Genomic DNA, 21,976 nt, shown 5'->3' with positions numbered 1-21,976 from the left:
GATCGTTGCGCTGACCTATCGCGCGACGATCGACGTGCCATCCCGGTTCCGGCGCTCCAAGTCTGTCGGCGCGCATCTGGGACTGACACCGCGCACCTGGCAGTCCGGAGAGGTCGACCGGAACGGACGCGTGTCCAAGAGCGGCGACGTGATGGCCCGGGCGGCGCTCTACGAGGCCGCACACATCCTGCTGACCCGCGTGAAGCGCTGGTCGTCGCTCAGGGCATGGGGCATGCGGCTGGTGAAGAACCGGGGACACAAGCGCGCTGTCACCGCTCTTGCTCGACGCATGTCCGTGCTGATGCATCGTATCTGGGTCGAGGGAACCGTCTTCATCTGGAAGATGGGCGATGGCCAGGTCGCGGCCCCGTTGCCGGAGCATGAGATTGCCTGTCGGTCATCCGCATCGTGGGAGGCTGAAATAGGCTGAGAGATCCGCTGCGGCGGAGAGATGTCCCCCGAGGGGACGAGGGTTCGGGTGAGTACGTGGAAAATCTTGTCCGCATCGCCATCTGCGACTGCGAAGACGCGAGTTAGCTTGGCCGCCCGACCTTCCGATCCCTGCTTGTGGCGATCTTGATATCGACCACGGAAAGAAGCGTGAGCCGCTCGGGGTGATGTCGATGATCCGCTCATGGCGTGTCCTCCGGCTTGATGCCTGGGACCCACGGAAGACGGACAGATCGGGATGACTCTTTCGCTACTTGTTGCGAACGCCCAGGATCATTGGCAAGATGATCGCGGGTGGCACTGGGCGCGTGCTTCACACCCACAGAAACAGTTAAAGAAGAGTTCCGGCGGTTTAGGTCGCCAAGATTGGTCGACCTGGATGAAGGGTAAAGCAGACCTGCGGCGCAAGGCAATATGCTTTCGGGTGTTGGTGGGACATAGCCGAGCGAGCTGTGTGGCCTGACGGTGTTGTAGTGCTGACGCCAGCTTTCGGTCAGGATCTGGGCCTCCTTCAGCGTGTAGAAGATTTCGCCGTTGAGCAGTTCATCACGCAGTTTGCCGTTGAAGCTTTCGCAATAGCCGTTCTCCCAGGGTGAACCGGGCTCGATGTAGAGCGTCTTCACGCCGATGCGGCTAAGCCATTCGCGAACGGCAGTGGCGGTAAATTCGGCGCCATTGTCGGAACGTATATGTTCCGGCGGACCATGCCTGGTGAACAACTCAGCAAGGACCGCCAGAACATCGTCGCTTTTGATCTGACGCTGAACATGAATGGCCAGGCACTCGCGGCTGAACTCATCGATCACCGTCAGCATGCGGAAGGCCTTGCCGTCATGGGTGCGATCGGCAACGAAGTCGTAGCTCCAGACATGGGCGCGGTGGGTTGGTCGAAGCCGGATGCAGGATCCGTCGTTCAGCCACAGACGGCCGCGCTTCGGCTGTCTATGTGGTATTTTCAGCCCTTCGCGACGCCAGATCCGCTCCACCCGCTTGGCATTCACCCTCCATCCCTCCTGTCGAAGCATGGCAGTGATGCGACGATAGCCATAGCGACCATAGTCCGAGGCCAGTCTGACAATATCCGCCGTCAGGCGCTTCTCATCAGATCGTGGCAGCAACCGCCGGCGCTGGGTCGAACGGTGCTGGCCAATCACCCGGCATGCACGGCGCTCGGTGACACCGAACACCGCACGCGCATGGGCAGCGCCAGCACGGCGTCGTGAAGGGCTTAATACTTTCCCTCGACAACCTCTTTCAGGATCAATGCATCCAGCGTCAGGTTGGAGACCGCCTTCCTGAGCCGGGCATTCTCCTTCTCCAGAGCTTTCAGGCGTGCTGCCTGCGTCACCTTCAGGCCGCCATATTCACGACGCCAGCGATAGTAGCTCTGCTCCGATATTCCCAGACCTCGGCAGATCGAACCGGTCTTCTCGCCTTGCGAAAGCCGGACCTCCGCCTCCCGCAACATCCCGATGATCTGCTCGGCCGTGTAATTCTTCCGTGCCATTCCGTGCTCCTTTCAAAGCTCAAAATAGCCGAAATCCTAACTCTCAAAATGGACCCGCTTTCAGGGGGAAGGCCAGCGCAACTTGCGCCGGGGAAATGGCGCCGGATGCCTTCCGGTGCCCTGCACGATTCAGCCTGTGTGTCGAACGTGATGCCTATGGCCATGCTGTTTGTGCCTTCAAGGGGCGGCATCAGCCACAATTTCTCCGAAGACACCGACAGAGACGATCTGGCGCTGGGTGGTGAGGTGCTGGCCATGGCTGTCGCCAGACTTGGTGAGCGGATCTGACCGGCAAAGAAGGCAGCGCGGCAAACGCCTGCCTGATGCTGAGGTGCCGGATTGCATGGCGCACCTCCCCCTTCGGTATGATGTCAGGTCATGGTGCGCTGAAGTAGACAGAAAGACCGCAGCGCAAGCTGCGCTCTTTTTTCATCCCGAGGCGAACCATGACCGTTCACACACTTCCCGCTTTTCCTATAGACCAGGTGCGCAGCCGTTTTCCGGCCATATCGAAGCTGGACAATCCGCCGGTCTATTTCGACAATCCCGCAGGCACGCTGGTTCCGCAGCAGGTGATCGATGCGGTTGCCGCCGCCATGGCCAGCGCCACCCACAATCTCGGCGGTTTCTTCGAGGGTTCGAAGCGGGCCGAAGCCATCTGGCAGGATGCGCATGAGGCGATGGCCGACATGCTGGGGGCGACCTCTCATCGCGAGATCGTCATCGCCCAGAGCATGACGGCCCTGACGCTGCATCTGTCGCGCTCGATCGGCCGGTTGTTCCGGCCGGGCGATGAAATCATCCTCACGCAGATGGACCATGAGGGCAACGTGTCGCCGTGGCTGCTGCTGGCCCGCGATCTTGGCCTGACGGTGAAATGGCTGCCGTTCAACCGCGAGAGCTGGCGTATCGAACCGGCCGATCTGGAACCGCTTCTGAGCGAGCGCACACGGCTTCTGGCGCTCAACTTCTCCAGCAACATGACCGGCTCGGTCAACGACGTGGCGGCTCTCACCGCTGTGGCGAAGAAGGCTGGAGCGCTGGTCTATGTCGATGCCGTCCAGCTTGTGCCGCACCGCCTGCCCGACGTGCATGCGCTGGGCTGCGATTTCCTCGTCTGCTCGTCCTACAAGTTCTTCGGGCCGCATCTTGGCGTGCTGTGGGGCCGGGAGGAGCTTCTGGCCAAGCTGGAGCCCTACAAGGTGCGCTGCGCCAGCGACGACCTGCCGGAGCGTTACGAGGCCGGCACGCCGCAGACGGAACTGCTTGCCGGCCTTGCCGCCACCGTTTCCTATGTCGAATGGCTTGGCGAGGCCACGGGCCATGCCGGGTCGCGCCGGGAAAAGCTGCTTGGCGCCTATCGCAGCTTTGCCGCCTATGAGGATGGTCTCACCCGCAGGCTCATCGAAGGGCTGGTGGCGCTGCCGGGCGTAACCGTGCAGGGCATCACCGATCCGGCAGCGCTGAAGCACCGTGTGCCCACCGTGTCCTTCACCCATGCAAGCCTGTCCACCCACACGATAGCTGAGGGACTGGCGGGGAAGGGCATCTGGGCATGGTCGGGGCACAATTATGCGCTCGAACCGTCGCGGCTCCTGGGGCTGGCCGAGAATGAAGGCGTCGTGCGGCTTGGGCTCGCCCATTACAACACGCTTGAAGAGGTGGAGCGCACGCTGGCCGCCATTGCCGAGCTTGTTGCGTAGAAGGCCGACGTGCTAGCCTGACCGGCAATCGCCTGATGGCGATCCGGGCAGGGAATTGGATCGGTTGGATTTGCACAGTGACAGCGGCACGGTAGCCGTATTCAGCGCCCGCCTCGCGCGGGCGCTCGACCGTTGCGACCGTGCCGACGCCCCGCATCTCCTGTTCGATGCCATCAGAAGCATCGTGCCGTTCGAGTTTGTGATGTCGGTCGCCTACAGGCGTGAGGGGCCGCCCGATCACATCGGAGATACGTTCGACGACCCGACCGCCAGGCGGGCGATGGATCTCTATCTCGACGGAACCTATATCCTCAACCCGGTCTACAATGCCTATCTGGCCGGGTTGAAGGCCGGCGTCTACCGCCTGCGTGATCTGGCCCCTGACAACTATTTCTCTTCCGACCACTACAGCCGTTTCAAGGTGCGCCAATATTCCGACGAGGAGCTTGGCTACCGCACCTGGGGCTGGCCTGCGGGCCGGGAGGAAGTGGTGATCGCCATTGAGCTTCCCGAGGCCGAACTGGGGGAGATCAGCCTGTACCGGCTCGCCAGCCGGGGCGGTTTCAGCGATCAGGATTGTGCAGTCCTCAGTGCCGTGGAGCCGCTTGTCGGTTCCGTCTTTCGCGCCATCTGGCAGCATCGCCCACGCCCGGCCCGGAATGAGCGTCGCATCTCGCCGCTCGATCATCTGCTTGTCGACTTCGGCAAGGGCACGCTCAGCCCGCGTGAGTGCGAGGTGGCCCACATGATCCTCAAGGGTCATTCGGGCGACTCCATCGCCCGCAACCTCGGCATTTCCATCACCACGGTGAAGACCCATCGCCAGAACCTCTATGCCAAGCTCGGCCTTGCCACGCAGCAGGAACTGTTCTCGCTGTTCATCCGCTCGCTTCAGGAGAAGGATGTGCTGGCGGGAGAGCGAAGGTAGCTATCCAGCGGTTCCTCCTTTGGGTGGATAACAGGCAGGTATGAGGCTTTGATACCACCCGCTCAGCAGGTTCAGGAGACGGCTTATGAACGATCAGGCTATTGGGCATGAGTGGCTTCCCGGCGCGACGGGGCAGTTCGCGCTTACGGGGCCGTTGAGACGGCTCGGCGGAGAGCACGACCTCAATTTTCGTGGCCCCACCGCTGATGGCGACATTATCGTGAAGGCGATGCGCCCGCAGGCGGATGCGTCATTGGTGGAGCGACAGTGCGCGGCCATCGCATTTGCTCGTGCCGCCGATCCCGGTCTGCCCCTGCCGCAAATCCTGCCGTTCCCGGATGGCCGGCTCTGGCAGATGGTCGACGATGACCGGGGACAGCCGAGGCTGGTCTGGGTGCAGCGCGCGCTGCCGGGCATCGCCATGGGCGAACTGGGACCGCAAAGTCCTGCTCTGCTGTCGGAACTCGGCGAGATAGCGGCGCGGCTGGACCGCGCGCTTGCGGGGTTCGCGCTCGGGCCCGCGCAGGAAGCGGCGAAGTGGGATCTTATGAAAGCCGGATGGATCGCGTCCCATCCGGATGTGCTGGGCGACGGTCCGCGCCGGGCGCTGGTGGAGGCCATTCTGGCTGATTACGAGCGCGTGTTTCCCCGGCTCGCGGCGCTGCCCGTACAGCCTCTGCACAACGATCTCAATGATTACAACATCCTCATTGAACCGAGCCTGACGAAGCCGGCGAAGATCAGCGGGCTGATCGATTTCGGGGACATGACCGTGGCACCTCGTGTCTGCGGGCTCGCCATTGCCGGTGCCTACGCGATCCTCGATCACGAAAAGCCGGAAGAGGCGCTTGCAGCCCTTGTCGCCGGTTATCATGGCGTTGTGCCGCTTGCCGCCGGCGAGATCGACCTGATCTGGCCGCTGCTGCGCATGCGGCTGGCCGTCAGCGTCGTCAACTCGGCTATCGAATCGGCTGGCAAGCCAGACGATCCCTATGTCACGATCTCACAGGCTCCGGCGTGGCGGCTGCTTGAAAATGCGGCGATTGACGGTTCCCTCATGGGAGCGCGATTGCGCGCGGCATGCGGCCTGCCGGTAACGGAAGGCAGCGAACGGGTCATGGCGTGGCTCGATGCCCGGCGCGGCAGCTTCGCGCCGGTCATGGGAGCAGGCCTCAATGAGGCGGAGGTTGCGAGCCTCTCGGTCGAGGATGTCATTGTTCCGGAAAACCCATTCAGCCTCCGCCCCGATGAGGCGCGCTGCCTGACCGGCCATGCGGATGATCGCATCCGCCTTGGCCGCTATGCCGAACCGCGTTTGATCTACACCGACCATGCCTTCCGCAAGGGGCCGTGGAAGGCATCTAACCGCCGCACCATCCATATGGCGGTCGATATTTTCGCGCCGGCCGGACAGGCCGTGCATGCGCCGCTGGCCGGCAGGGTGGCGATGGTGGAATATCGCGCCAGCCCGCTCGATTATGGCGGGGTTGCCATTCTCGAACACCGCACGGACGAGGGCGACATCTTCTATGCGCTCTATGGCCATCTCGATCCTGCCCTATGCGAAAGCCTCAGGGTTGGTGACGAAATTGCGGCCGGAGCGGCCTTCGCCGCACTGGGCGCGCCGGAGGGCAATGGCGGCTGGGAGCCGCATCTGCACTTCCAGCTTGCGCTGACGCTGGACGGCATGGGCCATGACTGGCCGGGCGTTGCCGATCCGGACGACTGGACGCTGTGGCAGGCGATCTGCCCGAACCCGGCCGCCCTGCTGAACCTGCCCGACGACCGTGTGGCCTGCACGGTGATCAACACGGATGCGCTTCTGGCCGGGCGCAAGGCACGGTTCGGCAGCAATCTGAAGCTGAGCTATCGCCAGCCGGTTACGCTGCTGCGCGGCTGGCGCCATCACCTTTTCGACCAGTGGGGCAGGCCCTATCTCGACGCCTACAACAATGTGCCGCATGTCGGCCACGCGCATCCGCGCATCCGCGCCGTGGCCTGCGACCAGCTTGCGCGCATGAACTCCAACACCCGTTATCTGCATCCCGCCCAGACGGCGCTGGCCGAGCGCCTGACGGCACGGCTGCCGAATGAACTGGAGATCTGCTTCTTCGTGAATTCCGGCTCGGAAGCCAATGAGCTGGCGCTGCGGCTGGCCCGCGCCGCCAGCGGCGGCTACGACATCGTGACGCCGGATCATGGCTATCATGGCAACACCACGGGCGCGATCGACATTTCCGCGTACAAGTTCAACAAGCCCGGCATGCACGGCAGGCGGCCATGGGTGCATCTTGTCGAGGTGGCGGATGATTATCGCGGCCGTTTCCGCCGCGATGATCCGGACCGGGCCGCACGCTATGCCGCGCAGGTGGACGAGGCGCTGGCCGAAATCGGGCGCAACGGCGGCAGGCTGGCCGGTTTCATAGCCGAAACCTTTCCCAGCGTCGGCGGCCAGATCATTCTCCCGGAAGGCTATCTGGCGGAAGTGTATCGGCGCGTCCGGGCAGCGGGCGGCATCTGCATCGCCGATGAGGTGCAGACCGGACTTGGCCGTCTGGGCGACTGTTATTTCGGTTTCGAGCAGCAGAAGGTGCGGCCCGATATCGTGGTTCTCGGCAAGCCGCTGGGCAACGGTCACCCGGTGGGCGCGGTCATCACCACGCGCGAAATCGCCGCCCGCTTCGCCGAAGGGCCGGAATATTTCTCCACCTTCGGCGGTTCCAACCTGTCCTGCCGCATCGCGTCCGAAGTGCTCGACATCGTTGACGACGAGGGGTTGCAGGAGAATGCGCGGCTGATGGGGGATCGCCTGCTTTCCGGCATGCGGGAGCTGGGCGAACAGCACGAGATCGTCGGCGATGTGCGCGGCATCGGCCTGTTCACCGGCCTCGATCTGGTCACCGACCGGGAGAGCCGTGCGCCCGGCACCGACCTCGCTTACTATGTGATGAACCGCCTGCGCGACATGCGCATCCTTGTCGGCCGCGAAGGTCCGGCCGACAACATTCTCAAGATCCGGCCGCCGCTGACCATCGGTGCGGATGACATCGACATGCTGCTCGACAGGCTGGATCTGAGCCTGAGGGAGGCGGGGGCGACGCTGCGCGCCACAAGGCCCTGAAAATCGGCAACGTCATGCGACTTTCGTCGCATGACGTTGCGTGTTCCGGTGAGTAACGCGAAGACCCTTGCGTGCCTGCTGTTGACCGTTACTGCCATGCAAGTCATAGGTTTCTGCCTCAGGCCGCGCTCAGGATCCGGGGGAGACAACGCGCGTGCGCATCAGGGAGGACTGCATGGAAGGGCTTCTCGCTCTGTCCCGGGCTATCGACCGCGTCAACGAATTCATCGGCAAATGGGTCTCCTGGCTGATCCTCGCCTCCATTCTCGTCAGTTCCGTCAATGCCGTGGTGCGCAAGACGTTCAACATGTCTTCGAACGCCTGGCTTGAGCTGCAATGGTATCTGTTTGGCGCGGCTTTCCTGCTCGCTGCCGCCTACACGCTCAAGCAGAACGAGCACATCCGCATCGACATCGTCTACGGCCTCTGGTCGCGCCGCGTGCAGCACTGGATCGACCTCATCGGCCATCTCTTCTTCCTGATGCCGTTCTGCCTGCTGATGGTCTACTACCTCGTGCCCTATACGCTGCGGTCGGTGCGCAGCGGCGAGATGTCGACCAACGCCAGCGGGCTCATCATCTGGCCTGCCAAGGCGCTGCTTCTGGCAGGTTTCGTCCTGCTGACGTTCCAGGGGATATCGGAGATCATCAAGAAGATTGCCGTCATGCGCGGTCGGATGGACGATCCCCACCCCTTCATAGCCGCACATGAACAGGCCGAGCTCGACGCCAAGGCACTGGCTGACGAGGTTCGCTCATGATCGAATTCATTGCCCAGAACATGGCGCCGATCATGTTCCTGTCGCTGATCGTGTTTTTGCTGTTCGGCTATCCGGTTGCCTTTGCGCTCGCCGCGAACGGACTGCTGTTCTTCTTCATCGGCGTCGAGCTGGCGCCACTGTCGGGAGGGTCGATCAACCTGTCCTGGCCATTGCTCACGGCCCTGCCGGACCGCTTCTATGGCGGCGTCATGGCCAATGAGACGCTTCTGGCCATACCTTTCTTCACCTTCATGGGCATCGTGCTGGAACGTTCCGGCATGGCGGAGGACCTGCTCGACACGATCGGGCAGCTCTTCGGGCCGATCCGGGGCGGTCTGGCCTACGCCGTCATTCTGGTCGGTGCGCTGCTGGCGGCGACCACCGGCGTGGTGGCCGCATCGGTCATTGCCATGGGCCTGATCTCGCTGCCGATCATGCTGCGCTACGGCTATGATCGCCGGCTTGCCTCCGGCGTGATCGCGGCGTCCGGCACGCTGGCCCAGATCATCCCGCCTTCGCTGGTGCTGATCGTGCTGGCCGACCAGCTCGGCCGCTCCGTCGGCGACATGTACAAGGGCGCGCTCATCCCCGGTCTGGTGCTGACGGGCCTCTACATGCTCTACGTGCTGGTGATGTCGTTCGTGCGGCCGAATTCCATGCCGGCACTGCCGGCCGAAGCGCGCACCCTTGGCCATGGCGCGACCTCGCTGTTTGCCGCGCTGCTGTTTGCCGGCGCGATCGGATGGGCCGCCTATCACTATCTGGAACCCACGCATGGCGCCAATGCCGACATACTTGGCGGCTCGGTCGGCGTCGTCGTGATCTATCTCGTGGCCATCGCCGACAAGGGCCTCAACATCAACCTGATGTCGCGGCTGGCGCAGCAGGTGGTGATCGTGCTGATCCCGCCGCTGGCTCTCATCTTCCTGGTGCTCGGCACCATCTTCCTCGGCATAGCGACGCCGACCGAAGGCGGAGCGATGGGCGCGGTTGGCGCTCTGGTCATGGCGGCGGTCAAGGGCAGGCTCTCGCTCGATCTGGTCAGGCAGGCGCTTGCCTCCACCACGCGGCTGTCGTCCTTCGTGCTGTTCATCCTCATTGGCGCCCGCGTCTTCTCGCTCACCTTCTATGGCGTGAACGGGCATGTGTGGGTCGAGCATCTGCTCACCTCGCTGCCGGGCGGCGAGCTCGGCTTCCTCATCGTGGTCAGCATCCTCGTATTCTTTCTGGCTTTCTTCCTCGATTTCTTCGAGCTCGCCTTCATCATCGTGCCTCTGCTGGCCCCCGCTGCAGAAAGCCTGGGCATCGACCTGATCTGGTTCGGCGTGATCCTCGGCGTCAACATGCAGACCAGCTTCATGCACCCGCCTTTCGGCTTTGCGCTGTTCTTCCTGCGCTCCGTCGCGCCGCGCTCGTCTTATATCGACAAGATCACGCGCCAGAAGATAGCGCCTGTAACATCGGGGCAGATCTATTGGGGCGCGGTGCCGTTCGTCGGCATCCAGATCTTCATGGTCGCGCTCACCATCGCTGTTCCCGCAATGGTCATGCACTACAAGGGCAAGGTGGTCGATCCCAGCACCATCGAGATCCGGATGCCGGACCTGCCGACGCTCGGCGGCGACGGGTTTGGGCTGTCTCCGCCTGGCGCACCTTCAGCACCTGCGGCTCCCGACCTTTCCCAGCCACCAAGCTTCAATTAGGCGAGGTAAGGCGTCCTGCTGTTTCGAAGAGTGTCAAGCGTGCCGGATTGCGAACGTTGCCCGGTGATGTCGACCCGGAGGCGGTAGCGGGATTAATCGGCCTGTGACTGGCCTCAGGGTCAGCCATCGCGACTGTGGCAAATCATTTGCTGTCGTCCGCTCACCACAGCAAAACTGGTGCGGTTTCGTGCCGTTTGCCCATAAACACTTCCCGGTTTGAACCCGCTGTTCTCACATGAATGTCGCGCAGTCCATCCGGACGGACGGAATGGTTTCCTTTCGAGGTAGGGCTTCGCAGTTTGAACTCGGCATTAACGATTCCGTTATTCCGATGATTTCGAGGTTTTCACAATATCCGCAAGAGGGCTTTTTTCGTCAACAGTCGACTAAATTATATGGTAAGCTAGTGAGGATGTTTCTATAAATATTCATTATAATCAAGTTGATAACTCAAATCTTGTCGAGCGTCCCAGCTCCTAAAAGTGAAAACCCATTGTGCATCTGGTGATTTGGCGCTAGTTATTCCTTACATTTGTCAGGAATAGGGAGGTGGGTGTGGAGGAGATTTCCATCGGGGAACTCGAGGCGCATCTGCACCGCTTTCCGGCGGTGTCGGAATGGATTTCGATTTCCCAGGCATTGGTCAATTCCTTTGCTGAGCTGACAGGCGATCGGCAGTTCATTCACATCGATCCGGAGCGTGCCTGGCGCGAGGGACTTTTTGGCGGAACGGTCGCTCACGGCTTGCTGACGCTGTCCCTGTTCCCAGCCATGGCGAAGGAGGCGTTACCCCCGCTCAAGAATGTTCGCTCCAGCGTGAATTACGGGTTTGACTATGTCCGCTTCGTCGCGCCTGTAAAGGTTGGGCAAAGGGTGCGTGCCCGCTTTGCTGTCCGCTCGATCGAACCCCGGGGTGCCGACGCCGTTCTGATCGACTGGCAAATCACAGTCGAGATCGACGGCTCCGAACGGCCGGCACTGGTGGCGAATTGGCTTGGGCTGCGCAATCTCGAAAAGATTGCCGCATGACACCTCTCTGGTGGTGGCTGAAACTGGCGGCCACACCTCATCCACCCGGGAATGGTCAGCAGAAAGAAGATTAGTTCATGCCTGAGATTATGCTGGTCCGACACGCCCAGGCTTCGTTCGGTAAATCCGATTATGACGTGCTTTCAGAGCTTGGTCATGAGCAGGCACTGGCGCTCGGGAAAAGTCTTGCCCAGCGCGCAACAGCGCGGCCAGATAAGATCTACATCGGCGCCCAGCGCCGCCATCGCGAAACTCTGGAAGGCCTGGCGGCCGGATTTGGCCTTGATCCCTCCTCTGCCATCGTTCATGAAGGACTGAACGAGTTCAGCGCCGGCGGGCTTATCGCCGCCCGGTACGGTCCGGAAGGATTGCCGTTGGATGTGCGGGGCGACCGTCGCCTGTACTTCCGTGCGTTGCGGGAAATCGTGCTTGCCTGGCAGCGGGATGAAATCGACAATCCGCCGGAAAGCTGGCGCGATTTCTCTTCGCGCGTGCTGAGCGCGCGGGAAGCGATGCTTGCGGAAAAGGGGCGGGTGATGGCCGTCAGCAGTGGCGGTGCGATCAGCCGGATAATCATCAGCGTCCTGGATGCGCCCGCGGCGCAGATGATCTTCTTGCAGCTTCAGATGCGCAACTGCGCGGTTTCTACGCTCGTCGGGTCTGCGAATGGCCTGTTTCTGCATGCCTTCAACGAGCTCCCCTATTTGGGAAGTAGAGAAGATGAAAGGCTGATGACCTATGCATGAAATGACACAGCCCGATGCGGCTTCCGGCGATGAGGGTGTGGTGCTGACGGAGCCAGCCTATCCTTTTCAACGCCACATGGGGTTTGTGATGAAGGCCTGGTCTGCCGACCGGGCTGTGTTCGAACTGCCTCTGCAGGATTATCTGAACAATCGTTATGGCATTCCCCACGGCGGCGTCTACGCGGTGCTCCTCGATACGGTGATGGGCTACAGCGGCAGCTACACAGGCGATCTCGCGGTTCGACGAAAAGCCATGACCTTGTCGTTGACGACGCATTTCGTTTCCCGCCCATCGGGCGAGGTTCTGATCGCGGAGGGCCGTCGGACAGGAGGCGGTAAGTCGACCTTTTTCGCAGAAGGCCGGATCACCGATTCCACCGGCACGCTGATCGCCAGCGGCACGGGGGTCTTTCGCTACACTGGCGTTGGCAACTAAACATCAAGGGATTATGCCGGCGGAATTGATGCGGCGAACCCTGAAACGCAGGGCGGCCGGCAAGTGGCCATTCGCACCCCCCCCATCGCACGCGAATGGCGGTGAACTTGCAGCGCGCTGATTGTCCGGAGGAATACGCGGCATGAACATGACGATCTCACCTGTGCTCGCGCCTGTTATACCTCAAGCGGAAGCGGTTCTCGACATTCCGCGGCGCATTCGTACCTGGGCGGCGCTCCGCCCAGCGCATGTTGCGCTGATCGAGGGGGAAACAACCCTGACAGCAGCTGAATTCTCGGAGCGAATGGATCGTATAGCAGCGGCGCTCGAGGATGCGGGTTTGCGCACCGGGAATGTGATAGCCACCCTTGCCGGGGCGACCGCCGATCATGTTCTGCTTTATATGGGAGCCGCGGCGCTTGGCGTCGCGGTTGCACCCCTGCCAACCTCGGCGCATCCGGATGCGCTGGTACGGATGGTGGAAAACAGCGCGGCGGATGTTCTTTTTGTGGATGAAACCTCGGCAATGCCGGCCGCTATCGGTCAGGCGAAGGAACTTTCGGCGTTCGTTCGGGCAGCGCACTCCTATCCCCCCGCCGCGCCGCGCGAAATCGTGCCCGACCAGCTTTTCGACATCATTTACAGCTCCGGCACCACGGGTGCACCCAAGGGCATCGAGCACGATGTCCGGTTCCGTGACATGCAGGTAAACCGTTTCCGCAATTTCGCCCTGGATGAGAACTCCGTCACGCTTTTTTCGACGCCACTCTATTCCAACACCACGCTGGCGACGCTTATCCCGGTGCTGGCGCGTGGCGGCACGGCCATTCTGATGCGCAAGTTCGAAGAGAAAGGATTTCTGGAACTTTCCGAATGCCACAGGGTCACGCACAGCATTATGGTTCCTGCACAGATCCGGCGTCTGATCGAGTTCCCGGAATTCGATCGCTATGATCTGTCTGCTTATATCGCAAAGCTGTCGACCAGCGCTCCACTACCGCCTGCCATAGTCAGCAGGGTACTTGAGAAGTGGCCGGGCAGAATGATCAATGTCTATGGCATGACGGAAGGCGGGATGAGCGCTGTTCTGGATTGCTCGGCTTTCCCGGACAAATGGCATACCGTCGGCAAAGCTGGCGGCGGCGCGACCATCCGGATCATCGATGCGGAAGGACATGTTCTTCCGCAGGGAGAGATCGGCGAAGCTGTCGGACGCTCCACGACCATGATGAGAGGTTATCGCAAGGCGCCTGAGGCCACCAGCGAGGCAATATGGACAAGCCCGCAAGGCGAGGTGTTCATCCGGTCGGGCGATATGGGACGGCTGGACGAAGACGGCTTTCTGACGCTGCTCGATCGTCGCAAGGACATGATCATCTCCGGCGGGTTCAACATTTTTGCTGCGGATCTCGAAGCGGTTGTGGATGTGCATCCCGATGTGAGAGATGTCGCAGTCATCGGTGTGCCGAGCGACAGATGGGGCGAAACGCCGGTTGCCTGCGTTGTGATGCAGTCCGGGGCAACCACGACCCCCGATGATCTGCTTTCCTTTGTCAATGCCCGGCTTGGACGCATGCAGCGTCTCGCCGAGGTAAGGCTTTTCGATGAATTGCCACGCAGCCCGATCGGCAAGGTGCTGAAACGCGAGCTTCGCGACGGCTGGGTCTGAGCCCCAGTCGGGAGGCCGTCATGCAAATCACCAGACCGCGGCAGTGGCCCGCAGGGGTTCCCCGCATAATCCGATGTGCCACGTCGTAATGTCTGCGAGAGTTTGCGGCTTTCCGCTGAGGCCACGCCGGGTAGGCCGGCGATCCTCTGTTATGGCCGCGTATTCACCTGTCGGGATTGCCAGAGCCGGGTTGAAGCGCTGCCGGTTGGCTTCGGCAGGTTGCCGGTGTAAAGCGAGGAGACCGGGTTCTCCTCTACATGCAAAACAGCCCTCAGTTCCTGATCGGTTTTTATGGCATCATGCGAGCGGATGCCGGTCGTGCCGGTCAATCCGATGAATCGAAACTTCGAGCTGAAGCACCTGATTGCAGACAGCCGCGCGGACGTTGCGCTGGTCGGACAGGAGCTTCTGGGGCATATGAACCATGGTCGATGGGGCCGCAGGGCTTCATCATGTGCTGGCCGCAGCCTGTGCCGACATGGCTGACCTTATGCCGGATATTGCGCTGCCCACCCGACTGGAAGAGCCGGAACGGGGGGCGGAATATCAGGGATAAGCAGCTGGCCTTCCATAGAAGCTGTCGGTCTTGCTCCCGCCCCACTCACCACCGATGCCGACGACATGGCGGTTATTCGCTACACGTCCGGAACGACCGGACGACAGAAAAGCTATATTATACCCACCATACGCTGATGACCACTCTGGTTGGCGGTGTGATCTGGAACGCCGGTGATTTCAGCGTGTCCACGCTTGCCGTCCTTCCGCCGTTTCATGTCACGCGCATGCAGAGCTCAATGAATAGCTCGATCTTCAGCGGAGAAACCATTGTGCTGATGTCTCGCTGGGATCGACGCGTTGCCGGGGAACTGATCCGTCGGTATGGGGGGCGCTAGCGCAATATCGCCCCCATGGTTATCGACCTTCTCGCCGATCCGGACATTCGTCGGGAGGATCTGACAAGTCTGAGAACCGTGGGCGGCGGCGGTACGATGATGCCGGCAAAGGTTGCGGAGAAGCTGAAGGCGCTGACCGGCATCGACTATATTGAAGGCTATGGAATGACCGGGACGATGACGGCAGTAATAATCAACCCGCTCGATGCGCCGCGCCGTCAGTGTTGGGCATCCCGGTTTTCGGCGTCGATGCCCCTATCATCGGCGATGCTGGCAATGAGCTGGGTATGAGATCATCGTGTGGTGTCGTCAGGAAATGGCGACCTACAAGGTTCCCCGGAAAATCGTCTTCGTAGACGCGCTGCCGAAGTCGGACAGCGGGAAGATTCAGTGGATGGAATTGCAGGCACGGGCAGGACAGGACTTTGCAGGATAGAGCATTTTGCATAGATGGAAAAATCTGGCGTCGCACAAATGCAGCTGAAACAAAGAAATGCTTTGCCAATAGCCCGAAGGCTGATCCGCGAAACTCTCGTGGACCGGTTGCCTATTTACCCTGGAATTTTGCTAGGCGTTTTTCGACAAAAGCCTGCGCCGCCTCACGATGATCCGCGGTCAGCATGGACAAAGTATGGTTGCGTGCTTCCTGATCGAGGCAGACGGCGAGGCCAGCACCGCTGGCTGCAAGGGCAAGGTTGGATTTCATCCGGCCATAAGTCAGCGTCGGGCCGTTGGCTAGAGACTGGCCGAGTTCACTGGCCACACTCTGAACCTGATCGGTGGGAACCGAGCGGGTAACGATTCCCAGATCGAAAGCCTCCTTGCCGGAGAGAATTGCAGAAAGCAGATATAGCTCGCGGGCCTTCGCGGCACCGACCATCTGTGTGAGAAAATAGCTTCCGCCGAAATCGCCTGACAGAGCGACTTTTGCGAATGCCGTGGTGAGTTTTGCATCTTCGGCGCATATGCGCAGGTCGCAGGCGAGTGCCAGCGACAGGCCGGCGCCTGCAGCAGAGCCTTCAATCGCAGCGATCGTCGGCTTGGGCATCAGATGAAGATAGCTGGCCGCACTCATGCGCTCGCGCAGATTGTGAATGCGGCGGCCGGCTGCAAGGCCGGCTCCGGCCCGCTCATTCATCGCCTTGACATCACCGCCGACACAGAAATGGCCGCCCGCTCCGGTCAGAATGACCGCGCGGATTTCGTCATCTTCGGCAGCTTCTGCCAGCCCTTGCGTCAGCGCCTGCGTCATATCAGGTGTCATGGCATTCCGGCGTTCCCGACGGTTCAGGCAGATGGTCAGTAAACCACCCTCCCGTTTCAGCAGAATCTGCTCCGGCATTTTGCTCCTCCACTCATTCCTGACGTTTGTCAGTTTTCTGTTTACGCACTGGGGCCGGCTGGGGCAAGATGGCCTTCGGGTTGAGGCGCTGAAAAACGCGCGGTAATGATGTCAGATTCCGTATGCCCTGGAGTTGCAGATGACCCGAAACACGCTGCCTGACGAGCCCACCGGCGAGACGGGCAATGTTCTGGCCGAAGCGTCAGTGGATGTCGTGCGCAATGAAGAGCTCGTGCGGCGGCGGCGCGAGCAGATTTGCGATGCGGCGCTTGATCTGTTTCTGGAGAAGGGCTTCGCTTCCACCACCATTCGCGACATTTGCGGGCGTTCGGGCGTTAATCATGCCAGCATCTACGATTATGTGGCGAACAAGAATGACGCCTTGCGCAGGTTGCTGAACCAGCTCTGGTTCAGAACCGATGTGCCGATGCTGCCCGATCTGCTGAAGCAGGCCGATCGCGGACTCGAAGATGTGCTTGCGGAATATTTTCGCGAGACCTGGGATAAGAAGCGCAAAGGAACGCTGCTGATTTATCGTTCGGTGCCGGATATGCGTAAGGAAGACCGCGCTGCCATGCGCAATCGTGAGGAAAGGCTGCTGGAAGACAGCGCGGCGCTGCTGGCGACCAGGGCCGGACTGGCGACCGATGACATCCGGGCACAGGTCGCGGCAAATCTAACGGTCTTTCTCGCGGCTTTCGCGCCGATGCGGGATTGGCTCTACCCGCGGGGAGCGGGCTCGGAGCTGCTGGTGCAACTCGTCTCGGTCGGAGCCGCGGCGATGATCTTGCGTATTCTCGAAAGTCCGGTCGGGCCGGATTTGCGGAGCCGTTGATAATCCCCGGGTGACCGTAGGGGAAAGAACGGGGAGGCCGCATCCGGTCACAACGCGGCTGCCGGCCCTTCCTGTTCGTAGCGCCGTGCAATCATCGCGCCGGCCTGCGCAACACGCCGTGCGCGCTCGCCGTCGCGTGCAGGATCGGCACTGGCGCTGCTGGCCGTGCCCTGCGCTGCGCGCGCAGCGACGCCCTGAACGATGGCCGCCCAGCGGAAGCAGTTGAATGCCACGAAGATTTGCCAGTCCGGAATGCGGTCGCGACCGGTCAGCATGGCGTAGTTCTGCAGCATTTCGGCTTCTTCCGGCAAACCTTCCGCCACGAGGTCAGGCGCATACGGCAGAATGCCGTGCATGTGATACGGCAGACAGAGATAGGCAAGATCGGAGATCGGGTGGCCAAGTGTCGACAACTCCCAGTCCAGAACCGCGATGATCCGGGGCTGAGTTGGATGGATGATCATGTTGCCGATGCGGAAATCGCCATGCGTGATGGCGGATTCGTCCTGCACATGGCAATGCTGTGTGAGCCAGTCCCGCAGCCAGTCCATGTCGCTGTAATCGAAATCCGCGGGTAGGGCTGATTTGGCCGCTTCATACTGGCCTGCCCATCTCAATGTCTGCCTTTCCAGATAGTTGGCGGGACGTCCAAAATCCAGCAGGCCGCAGGCTGCGTAATCAACCCGGTGCAGGGCGGCAAGAGTTTCGATCAGCGCGTGCGCCAGCATCGGACGCTCTGCGCGGGGAAGGTCAACCATTGCGGGATTGGGTAGAATACGTCCTTCCACGAACTCCATCAGGTAGAATTCCACGCCGATGATGCCTGTGTCATTGCAGTAGGCGATCATTTTCGGGGTCGGCACCGGCGTCGGTCCCAGCGCTTCCATGATGCGATGTTCGCGGTCGACAGCGTGGGCTTTCGGAAGAAGTTCCCCCGGCGGCTGTTTGCGCAGAACGTAGCGTTTGCCATCCGTGCGGGTGACCAGAAAAGTGGGGTTCGACATCCCGCCCTGAAACTGGCTTATCGTGATCGCTTGTTGGCCTTCGTTGAGCGCCGCCGCCATCCAGCGTGAGAAGGCCTCTTCGTTGAAGCGGTGCTTTTCGAGCGGCTCAACGAGCTGAAGCGCTGAACGTGAATACAATTTCGTCATATTTGCCTCTTCGCGGAGCCCGTGCCCGCGATGCAGTTCGTCATGCTGTTTGAAAGGTCAGATACCGGTGAAGTCTGGTGCGCGGCGCTCAACAAAGCTTTTCACACCCTCACGGAAGTCATCTGATTTGAAGCTTTCCTGCATTTCGCGATCGGCGAGCGTCAGCCCTTCTGCAAAGCTTTGTGTGCAGGCCAGCCGAACCTGTCGCTTCATGATGGCCATGGATCGCGGCGACGAGGTCGTTGCCAGTTGGGCGGCAACCTCACGCACATGCTCCATCAGCTTGTCCTGTGGAAGGGCCGCGTTGACCAATCCGATCCCGGCCGCATACGCCCCGTCGAACTTGCGCGCAGAGAACAGCAGATCGAGCGCGTGTGCTTCACCGACGAGGCGAGGCAACAGCCAGGCTATTCCATGTTCGGCAACGAGGCCGCGTGCCGCAAAGGCTGTGGTGAATTTGGCGTCTTCAGCGGCAAAGCGAAGGTCGCAATACAGTGTGAGAACCAGCCCTATGCCGGCGCAGGGACCATTGATCGCGGCAATCACCGGCTTCGGACAATTGTAGAGATAGCCAAAGCGGCCGGGATACAGATTTCCGAGATCGGGGCCGGGTGCATCGGGAAAGGACACGTCCTCCGGATAGAGTATTTCGCGGCCCGTGCTTTGTCCCCGGTCTGCTGTCTTGTCGAGCGCTTCCATATCAGCGCCCGCGCAAAAACCACGGCCGGCTCCGGTAATGACGATCACGCGAATGGACTTGTCAGCCGCGGCCGCGGCGACCGCATGTCGCAGAGCATCGGCGAGATCCGGTGTCCAGGAATTGAGACGCTCCGGTCTGTTCAGTGTCAGGGTCGCCACGCCGTCACGCGTGTCCACTAGCAAATCCGCTGTCCCTCTCACTTCCATTACTCCCTCTGGAAAACGTCCCGATCATCCATCGATGGCCGGACGGCTGACAATTGTCAGGGCATTTTGTAGGTGCGCTTGTTTAACCCGTCAATCGCATTGCAGCAATATAGTCAACTGTTGACAAAATCAATTGGAAGGCGAAAATGACGCTTGTCACTGGCCTTTGCGCCATTGTATCCTGACATTTGTCAGGCTTTGATTTTTGCCTTGGATGAGCGCCCGGTCGGAGGTGGGTGCGCGGGCCGGCAGGCGAAGCGAAATTCGCGCCGGGCTTTAAATCGGGAGGATTGAATGGCCACAGCTCGGGCCGGTGCTCAGGCATTAAATGCGCACATCCTGCATCGATATGAGGTCGGGCGGAGAGGTTCAACGCTCTGCACCGGGCACGGTGAATTCAACCTGAAACCGGCTCTGGCCCATCTGCACGGCCAGTTCTGGGGGGGCGTCAGGTGGTGGAGTTCATAAACGGGAACGGTTCTGCATCGCAGCAATTGCGGAAAGGCTTCGCGCTGTCGGGGGAGGTGCTGCGCATCCGCCACGCGATGGGTGGACAGCATCACCTTTTACGCCTGCCCCTCTTCCTTCTGCGAAATTCTGAACGATCTGTGCCGGCCTGAGAGCGACCGGAAAGGTGTCACTGCATTGACCGATAAACGTAAGCCGAATTGGAAGCACTGATGAATAAGATGGAGCACCAGGCCATGAGCGGGCAGCTGGCAGATAGCGCGAAAACTTTGAACGATCTCGGTATGTCGGCAAAGGCACAGCCATTGCTGGAACGGGTGGTGGAACATATCCGGGTGAATTGCGATCCCGCTTATGAGGAATATGAGCGGCTTGGTCAGAACCATCCCGAAAAATTCACCTTCGCTCCCGGCCAGCTGGAAATCATCGAGGACCTGAAGCGCCAGGCAAAGGCGGCCGGTCTCTGGAATTTCTTCCTGCCGAATGCCGAGACCGGTGAGGGGCTTTCCAATCTCGATTATGCCTATATCGCCTTCGAACTGGGCAAGAACCCGCTGGCGGCTCAGTCGCTGAACTGCTCGGCCCCCGATACCGGAAATATGGAGGTGCTTGAGCGCGTTGGCACCGCTGAGCAGAAACAGCGCTGGCTCGAGCCGCTGCTGACCGGGGAAATCCGTTCTGCTTTTGCCATGACCGAGCCGGACGTCGCCTCGTCCGATGCGCGCAACGTCTCGACCACGGCGGTTCTGGAAAATGGCGAATGGGTCATCAACGGCGAGAAATATTACATTTCGGGTGCCGGTGATCCGCGCTGCAAGATCATGATCGTCATGGTCAAGACGTCACCCGACGCTGACACCTTCCGCCAACAGAGCCAGATTCTGGTGCCCATGGATACGCCCGGTGTCGAGATCCTCGGGCCAATGAAGGTGTTCGGACACGATCATTCGCCGCACGGGCATATGCATCTGCGCTTCACCAATGTGCGCGTGCCGCAGGCCAATATCCTGTGGGGCGAGGGACGTGGTTTCGAGATCAGCCAACTACGTCTGGGACCCGGCCGTATTCACCACTGTATGCGCTCCATCGGGGCAGCGGAAAAGGCGCTCGATCTGATGATTGCACGCGGGCTCAGCCGGAAGGCTTTCGGCAAGCGGATCATTGATCTTGGCAAGAACATGGAGACGATCAGCCGCTCGCGGATAGAGATCGAGGCGATGCGTCTGATGGTGCTGAAAGCCGCGCGTGCCATGGATGTTCTCGGCAACAAGGAGGCCCGTATCTGGGTTTCGATGGCCAAGGCGATGGTGCCGGAGCGCTGCTGCAAGATCATCGACGATGCGATGCAGGTTCATGGCGCGACTGGCGTCAGCCAGTGGACCGATCTGCCTGAGATGTACATGAAACAGCGTACGTTGCGTCTCGCCGACGGCCCGGATGAGGTGCACCACGCTGTGGTCGCACGTGCCGAACGTGCCGCCTTCGAGGCTTCGAATTCGCGGCAGGCCGCAGTCGCCCAGCAACGCAGCAGCGGCATTTTCGAGGGACCATGAGCATGACCGGATTGTTCGATCTCACAGGTCGCGTGGCGCTGTTGACCGGCGCGTCGCGGGGCATGGGCAAGCAGATGGCGCTGGGCCTTGCCAGGCACGGTGCCACGGTCGTGATTTCTTCCCGAAAGCAGGACCAGCTCGATCTCGCCGCCGATGAAATCAACGATCATTGCGGGGCCAGGCGCGCCTATGCGGTGGCGGCTAACGCCGGTCGTGAGGAGGATCTCAGGGCACTGGTCGCCAAAACACATGAGGTCGCCGGGAAGATTGACATTCTCATCGGCAATGCGGGCGTGAACCCGCATTACGGGCCGATCTCGGAAATACCCGACGACGCCTATGAGAAGATCATGAAAACCAATGTGCAGGCCAATCTGTGGCTGACCCGGCTGGTCGTTCCGGACATGGCTGAGAAGAAGCGTGGTTCGCTGATCTTTACCGCGAGCGTGGGGGCTTTGAAGCCTTCTTCGATGCTCGGTGTCTATGGCATGTCGAAGCTGACGCTGATCGGCCTCGTCCGCAACCTTGCGCTGGAATATGGGCCGCAGGGCATTCGGGCCAATGCGATCTGCCCCGGTGTGGTGAAAACCGATTTTGCCCGTGCGCTGTGGGATTCGCCGGAAGCCGAGGAGCGGGCGCGCACCCAGGTTCCGCTGCGCCGCTTTGGCGAGCCGGAGGATTTCGCGGGCGTCGCGGTCTTCCTTGCGTCGGATGAAAGCAGCTTCATGACGGGACAGGCGCTGACGCTGTGCGGCGGCTCCAACATGTGGGCCTGA

At 61.0% G+C, this 21,976-nt stretch carries 19 protein-coding genes and 2 pseudogenes; 17 read left to right on the top strand and 4 right to left on the bottom strand.

Going from position 1 to position 21,976, the window contains the following annotated elements; all coding sequences use genetic code 11:
- Positions 1–430, top strand: a 430-nt coding sequence (locus AC5XE7_RS19185) for a transposase (protein ID WP_495367210.1), incomplete at its 5' end; no start/stop codon positions are given.
- A 430-nt stretch (positions 431–860) separates the two neighbouring features.
- Here the strand turns inward: AC5XE7_RS19185 and AC5XE7_RS19180 are convergent.
- A pseudogene (locus tag AC5XE7_RS19180) lies at positions 861–1,957 on the bottom strand (IS3 family transposase); the annotation flags it as partial.
- A 156-nt stretch (positions 1,958–2,113) separates the two neighbouring features.
- Here AC5XE7_RS19180 and AC5XE7_RS19175 point away from each other — a divergent pair.
- The 13 genes and pseudogenes from AC5XE7_RS19175 to AC5XE7_RS19115 all read left to right on the top strand — a co-directional run bounded on the left by AC5XE7_RS19175 (position 2,114) and on the right by AC5XE7_RS19115 (position 15,381).
- The gene (locus AC5XE7_RS19175) at positions 2,114–2,245 is read left to right on the top strand and encodes a hypothetical protein (protein ID WP_495367211.1); all 132 of its coding nucleotides are present in this window, start codon (positions 2,114–2,116) and stop codon (positions 2,243–2,245) included.
- Between the two features lie 158 nt (positions 2,246–2,403).
- Entirely contained in the window at positions 2,404–3,660 is a 1,257-nt protein-coding gene (locus tag AC5XE7_RS19170; protein WP_495367212.1) for a cysteine desulfurase-like protein, read from the top strand.
- Between the two features lie 64 nt (positions 3,661–3,724).
- Positions 3,725–4,588 (top strand): helix-turn-helix transcriptional regulator, encoded by an 864-nt coding sequence (locus tag AC5XE7_RS19165; protein WP_495367213.1) that lies wholly within the window; start codon positions 3,725–3,727, stop codon positions 4,586–4,588.
- Between the two features lie 85 nt (positions 4,589–4,673).
- A complete protein-coding gene (locus AC5XE7_RS19160) occupies positions 4,674–7,709 on the top strand; it encodes an aminotransferase class III-fold pyridoxal phosphate-dependent enzyme (RefSeq protein ID WP_495367214.1) in 3,036 nt (1,011 codons plus the stop codon).
- A 175-nt stretch (positions 7,710–7,884) separates the two neighbouring features.
- Complete coding sequence (locus AC5XE7_RS19155; RefSeq protein ID WP_495367215.1) at positions 7,885–8,469, top strand: TRAP transporter small permease subunit; 585 nt, start codon at positions 7,885–7,887, stop codon at positions 8,467–8,469.
- Positions 8,466–10,172 carry a TRAP transporter large permease gene (locus AC5XE7_RS19150; protein ID WP_495367216.1) on the top strand — a complete coding sequence of 569 codons (1,707 nt, stop codon included), beginning with the start codon at positions 8,466–8,468 and terminating at the stop codon, positions 10,170–10,172. Before AC5XE7_RS19155 ends, AC5XE7_RS19150 begins: the two co-directional genes overlap by 4 nt.
- A gap of 555 nt (positions 10,173–10,727) precedes the next feature.
- The gene (locus AC5XE7_RS19145) at positions 10,728–11,201 is read left to right on the top strand and encodes a MaoC family dehydratase (protein ID WP_495367217.1); all 474 of its coding nucleotides are present in this window, start codon (positions 10,728–10,730) and stop codon (positions 11,199–11,201) included.
- A 77-nt stretch (positions 11,202–11,278) separates the two neighbouring features.
- Positions 11,279–11,947 carry a histidine phosphatase family protein gene (locus AC5XE7_RS19140; RefSeq protein WP_495367218.1) on the top strand — a complete coding sequence of 223 codons (669 nt, stop codon included), beginning with the start codon at positions 11,279–11,281 and terminating at the stop codon, positions 11,945–11,947.
- A 1-nt stretch (position 11,948) separates the two neighbouring features.
- Positions 11,949–12,383, top strand: coding sequence for a PaaI family thioesterase (locus AC5XE7_RS19135; protein WP_495367219.1), 435 nt, complete (start codon positions 11,949–11,951; stop codon positions 12,381–12,383).
- Between the two features lie 142 nt (positions 12,384–12,525).
- Positions 12,526–14,052, top strand: coding sequence for a class I adenylate-forming enzyme family protein (locus tag AC5XE7_RS19130; RefSeq protein WP_495917932.1), 1,527 nt, complete (start codon positions 12,526–12,528; stop codon positions 14,050–14,052).
- Positions 14,053–14,261: 209 nt separating this feature from the next.
- Positions 14,262–14,945: pseudogene (locus tag AC5XE7_RS19125) on the top strand (hypothetical protein); the annotation flags it as partial.
- A gap of 15 nt (positions 14,946–14,960) precedes the next feature.
- Positions 14,961–15,236, top strand: a complete 276-nt coding sequence (locus tag AC5XE7_RS19120; RefSeq protein ID WP_495367220.1) for an AMP-binding protein — start codon at positions 14,961–14,963, stop codon at positions 15,234–15,236.
- A 7-nt stretch (positions 15,237–15,243) separates the two neighbouring features.
- On the top strand, positions 15,244–15,381 hold the full coding sequence (locus AC5XE7_RS19115; RefSeq protein WP_495367221.1) for an AMP-binding enzyme: 138 nt from the start codon (positions 15,244–15,246) through the stop codon (positions 15,379–15,381).
- A 111-nt stretch (positions 15,382–15,492) separates the two neighbouring features.
- Here the strand turns inward: AC5XE7_RS19115 and AC5XE7_RS19110 are convergent, their stop codons facing one another.
- A complete protein-coding gene (locus AC5XE7_RS19110) occupies positions 15,493–16,287 on the bottom strand; it encodes an enoyl-CoA hydratase (RefSeq protein WP_495367222.1) in 795 nt (264 codons plus the stop codon).
- A 205-nt stretch (positions 16,288–16,492) separates the two neighbouring features.
- Between AC5XE7_RS19110 and AC5XE7_RS19105 the strand changes: the two genes are divergently transcribed.
- Positions 16,493–17,122 carry a TetR/AcrR family transcriptional regulator gene (locus tag AC5XE7_RS19105; RefSeq protein ID WP_495367223.1) on the top strand — a complete coding sequence of 210 codons (630 nt, stop codon included), beginning with the start codon at positions 16,493–16,495 and terminating at the stop codon, positions 17,120–17,122.
- A gap of 47 nt (positions 17,123–17,169) precedes the next feature.
- Here the strand turns inward: AC5XE7_RS19105 and AC5XE7_RS19100 are convergent, their stop codons facing one another.
- Both AC5XE7_RS19100 and AC5XE7_RS19095 read right to left on the bottom strand, forming a co-directional pair.
- The gene (locus AC5XE7_RS19100; RefSeq protein ID WP_495367224.1) at positions 17,170–18,273 is read right to left on the bottom strand and encodes a phosphotransferase family protein; all 1,104 of its coding nucleotides are present in this window, start codon (positions 18,271–18,273) and stop codon (positions 17,170–17,172) included.
- Between the two features lie 57 nt (positions 18,274–18,330).
- A complete protein-coding gene (locus AC5XE7_RS19095) occupies positions 18,331–19,179 on the bottom strand; it encodes an enoyl-CoA hydratase (RefSeq protein ID WP_495367225.1) in 849 nt (282 codons plus the stop codon).
- Positions 19,180–19,883: 704 nt separating this feature from the next.
- On the opposite strand from AC5XE7_RS19095, the gene AC5XE7_RS19090 reads away from it, so the two are divergent.
- Both AC5XE7_RS19090 and AC5XE7_RS19085 read left to right on the top strand, forming a co-directional pair.
- On the top strand, positions 19,884–21,200 hold the full coding sequence (locus tag AC5XE7_RS19090) for an acyl-CoA dehydrogenase family protein (RefSeq protein ID WP_495367226.1): 1,317 nt from the start codon (positions 19,884–19,886) through the stop codon (positions 21,198–21,200).
- Positions 21,201–21,202: 2 nt separating this feature from the next.
- Positions 21,203–21,976 carry an SDR family NAD(P)-dependent oxidoreductase gene (locus tag AC5XE7_RS19085; protein WP_495367227.1) on the top strand — a complete coding sequence of 258 codons (774 nt, stop codon included), beginning with the start codon at positions 21,203–21,205 and terminating at the stop codon, positions 21,974–21,976.

The organism is Aquamicrobium sp. YD-1-mutant5, from assembly GCF_059509755.1.
Note: the sequence above shows the minus strand (reverse complement) of the source record. Positions and strands in the feature narration are given on the sequence as shown.

Coding starts and splice junctions, on each gene's coding strand:
- AC5XE7_RS19170 (WP_495367212.1), top strand. CDS start 2,404: ATGACCGTTCACACACTTCCCGCTTTTCCTATAGACCAGGTGCGCAGC.
- AC5XE7_RS19100 (WP_495367224.1), bottom strand. CDS start 18,273: ATGACGAAATTGTATTCACGTTCAGCGCTTCAGCTCGTTGAGCCGCTC.
- AC5XE7_RS19150 (WP_495367216.1), top strand. CDS start 8,466: ATGATCGAATTCATTGCCCAGAACATGGCGCCGATCATGTTCCTGTCG.
- AC5XE7_RS19095 (WP_495367225.1), bottom strand. CDS start 19,179: ATGGAAGTGAGAGGGACAGCGGATTTGCTAGTGGACACGCGTGACGGC.
- AC5XE7_RS19135 (WP_495367219.1), top strand. CDS start 11,949: ATGACACAGCCCGATGCGGCTTCCGGCGATGAGGGTGTGGTGCTGACG.
- AC5XE7_RS19175 (WP_495367211.1), top strand. CDS start 2,114: ATGGCCATGCTGTTTGTGCCTTCAAGGGGCGGCATCAGCCACAATTTC.
- AC5XE7_RS19160 (WP_495367214.1), top strand. CDS start 4,674: ATGAACGATCAGGCTATTGGGCATGAGTGGCTTCCCGGCGCGACGGGG.
- AC5XE7_RS19085 (WP_495367227.1), top strand. CDS start 21,203: ATGACCGGATTGTTCGATCTCACAGGTCGCGTGGCGCTGTTGACCGGC.
- AC5XE7_RS19110 (WP_495367222.1), bottom strand. CDS start 16,287: ATGCCGGAGCAGATTCTGCTGAAACGGGAGGGTGGTTTACTGACCATC.
- AC5XE7_RS19155 (WP_495367215.1), top strand. CDS start 7,885: ATGGAAGGGCTTCTCGCTCTGTCCCGGGCTATCGACCGCGTCAACGAA.
- AC5XE7_RS19090 (WP_495367226.1), top strand. CDS start 19,884: ATGAGCGGGCAGCTGGCAGATAGCGCGAAAACTTTGAACGATCTCGGT.
- AC5XE7_RS19140 (WP_495367218.1), top strand. CDS start 11,279: ATGCCTGAGATTATGCTGGTCCGACACGCCCAGGCTTCGTTCGGTAAA.
- AC5XE7_RS19130 (WP_495917932.1), top strand. CDS start 12,526: ATGAACATGACGATCTCACCTGTGCTCGCGCCTGTTATACCTCAAGCG.
- AC5XE7_RS19120 (WP_495367220.1), top strand. CDS start 14,961: ATGGTTATCGACCTTCTCGCCGATCCGGACATTCGTCGGGAGGATCTG.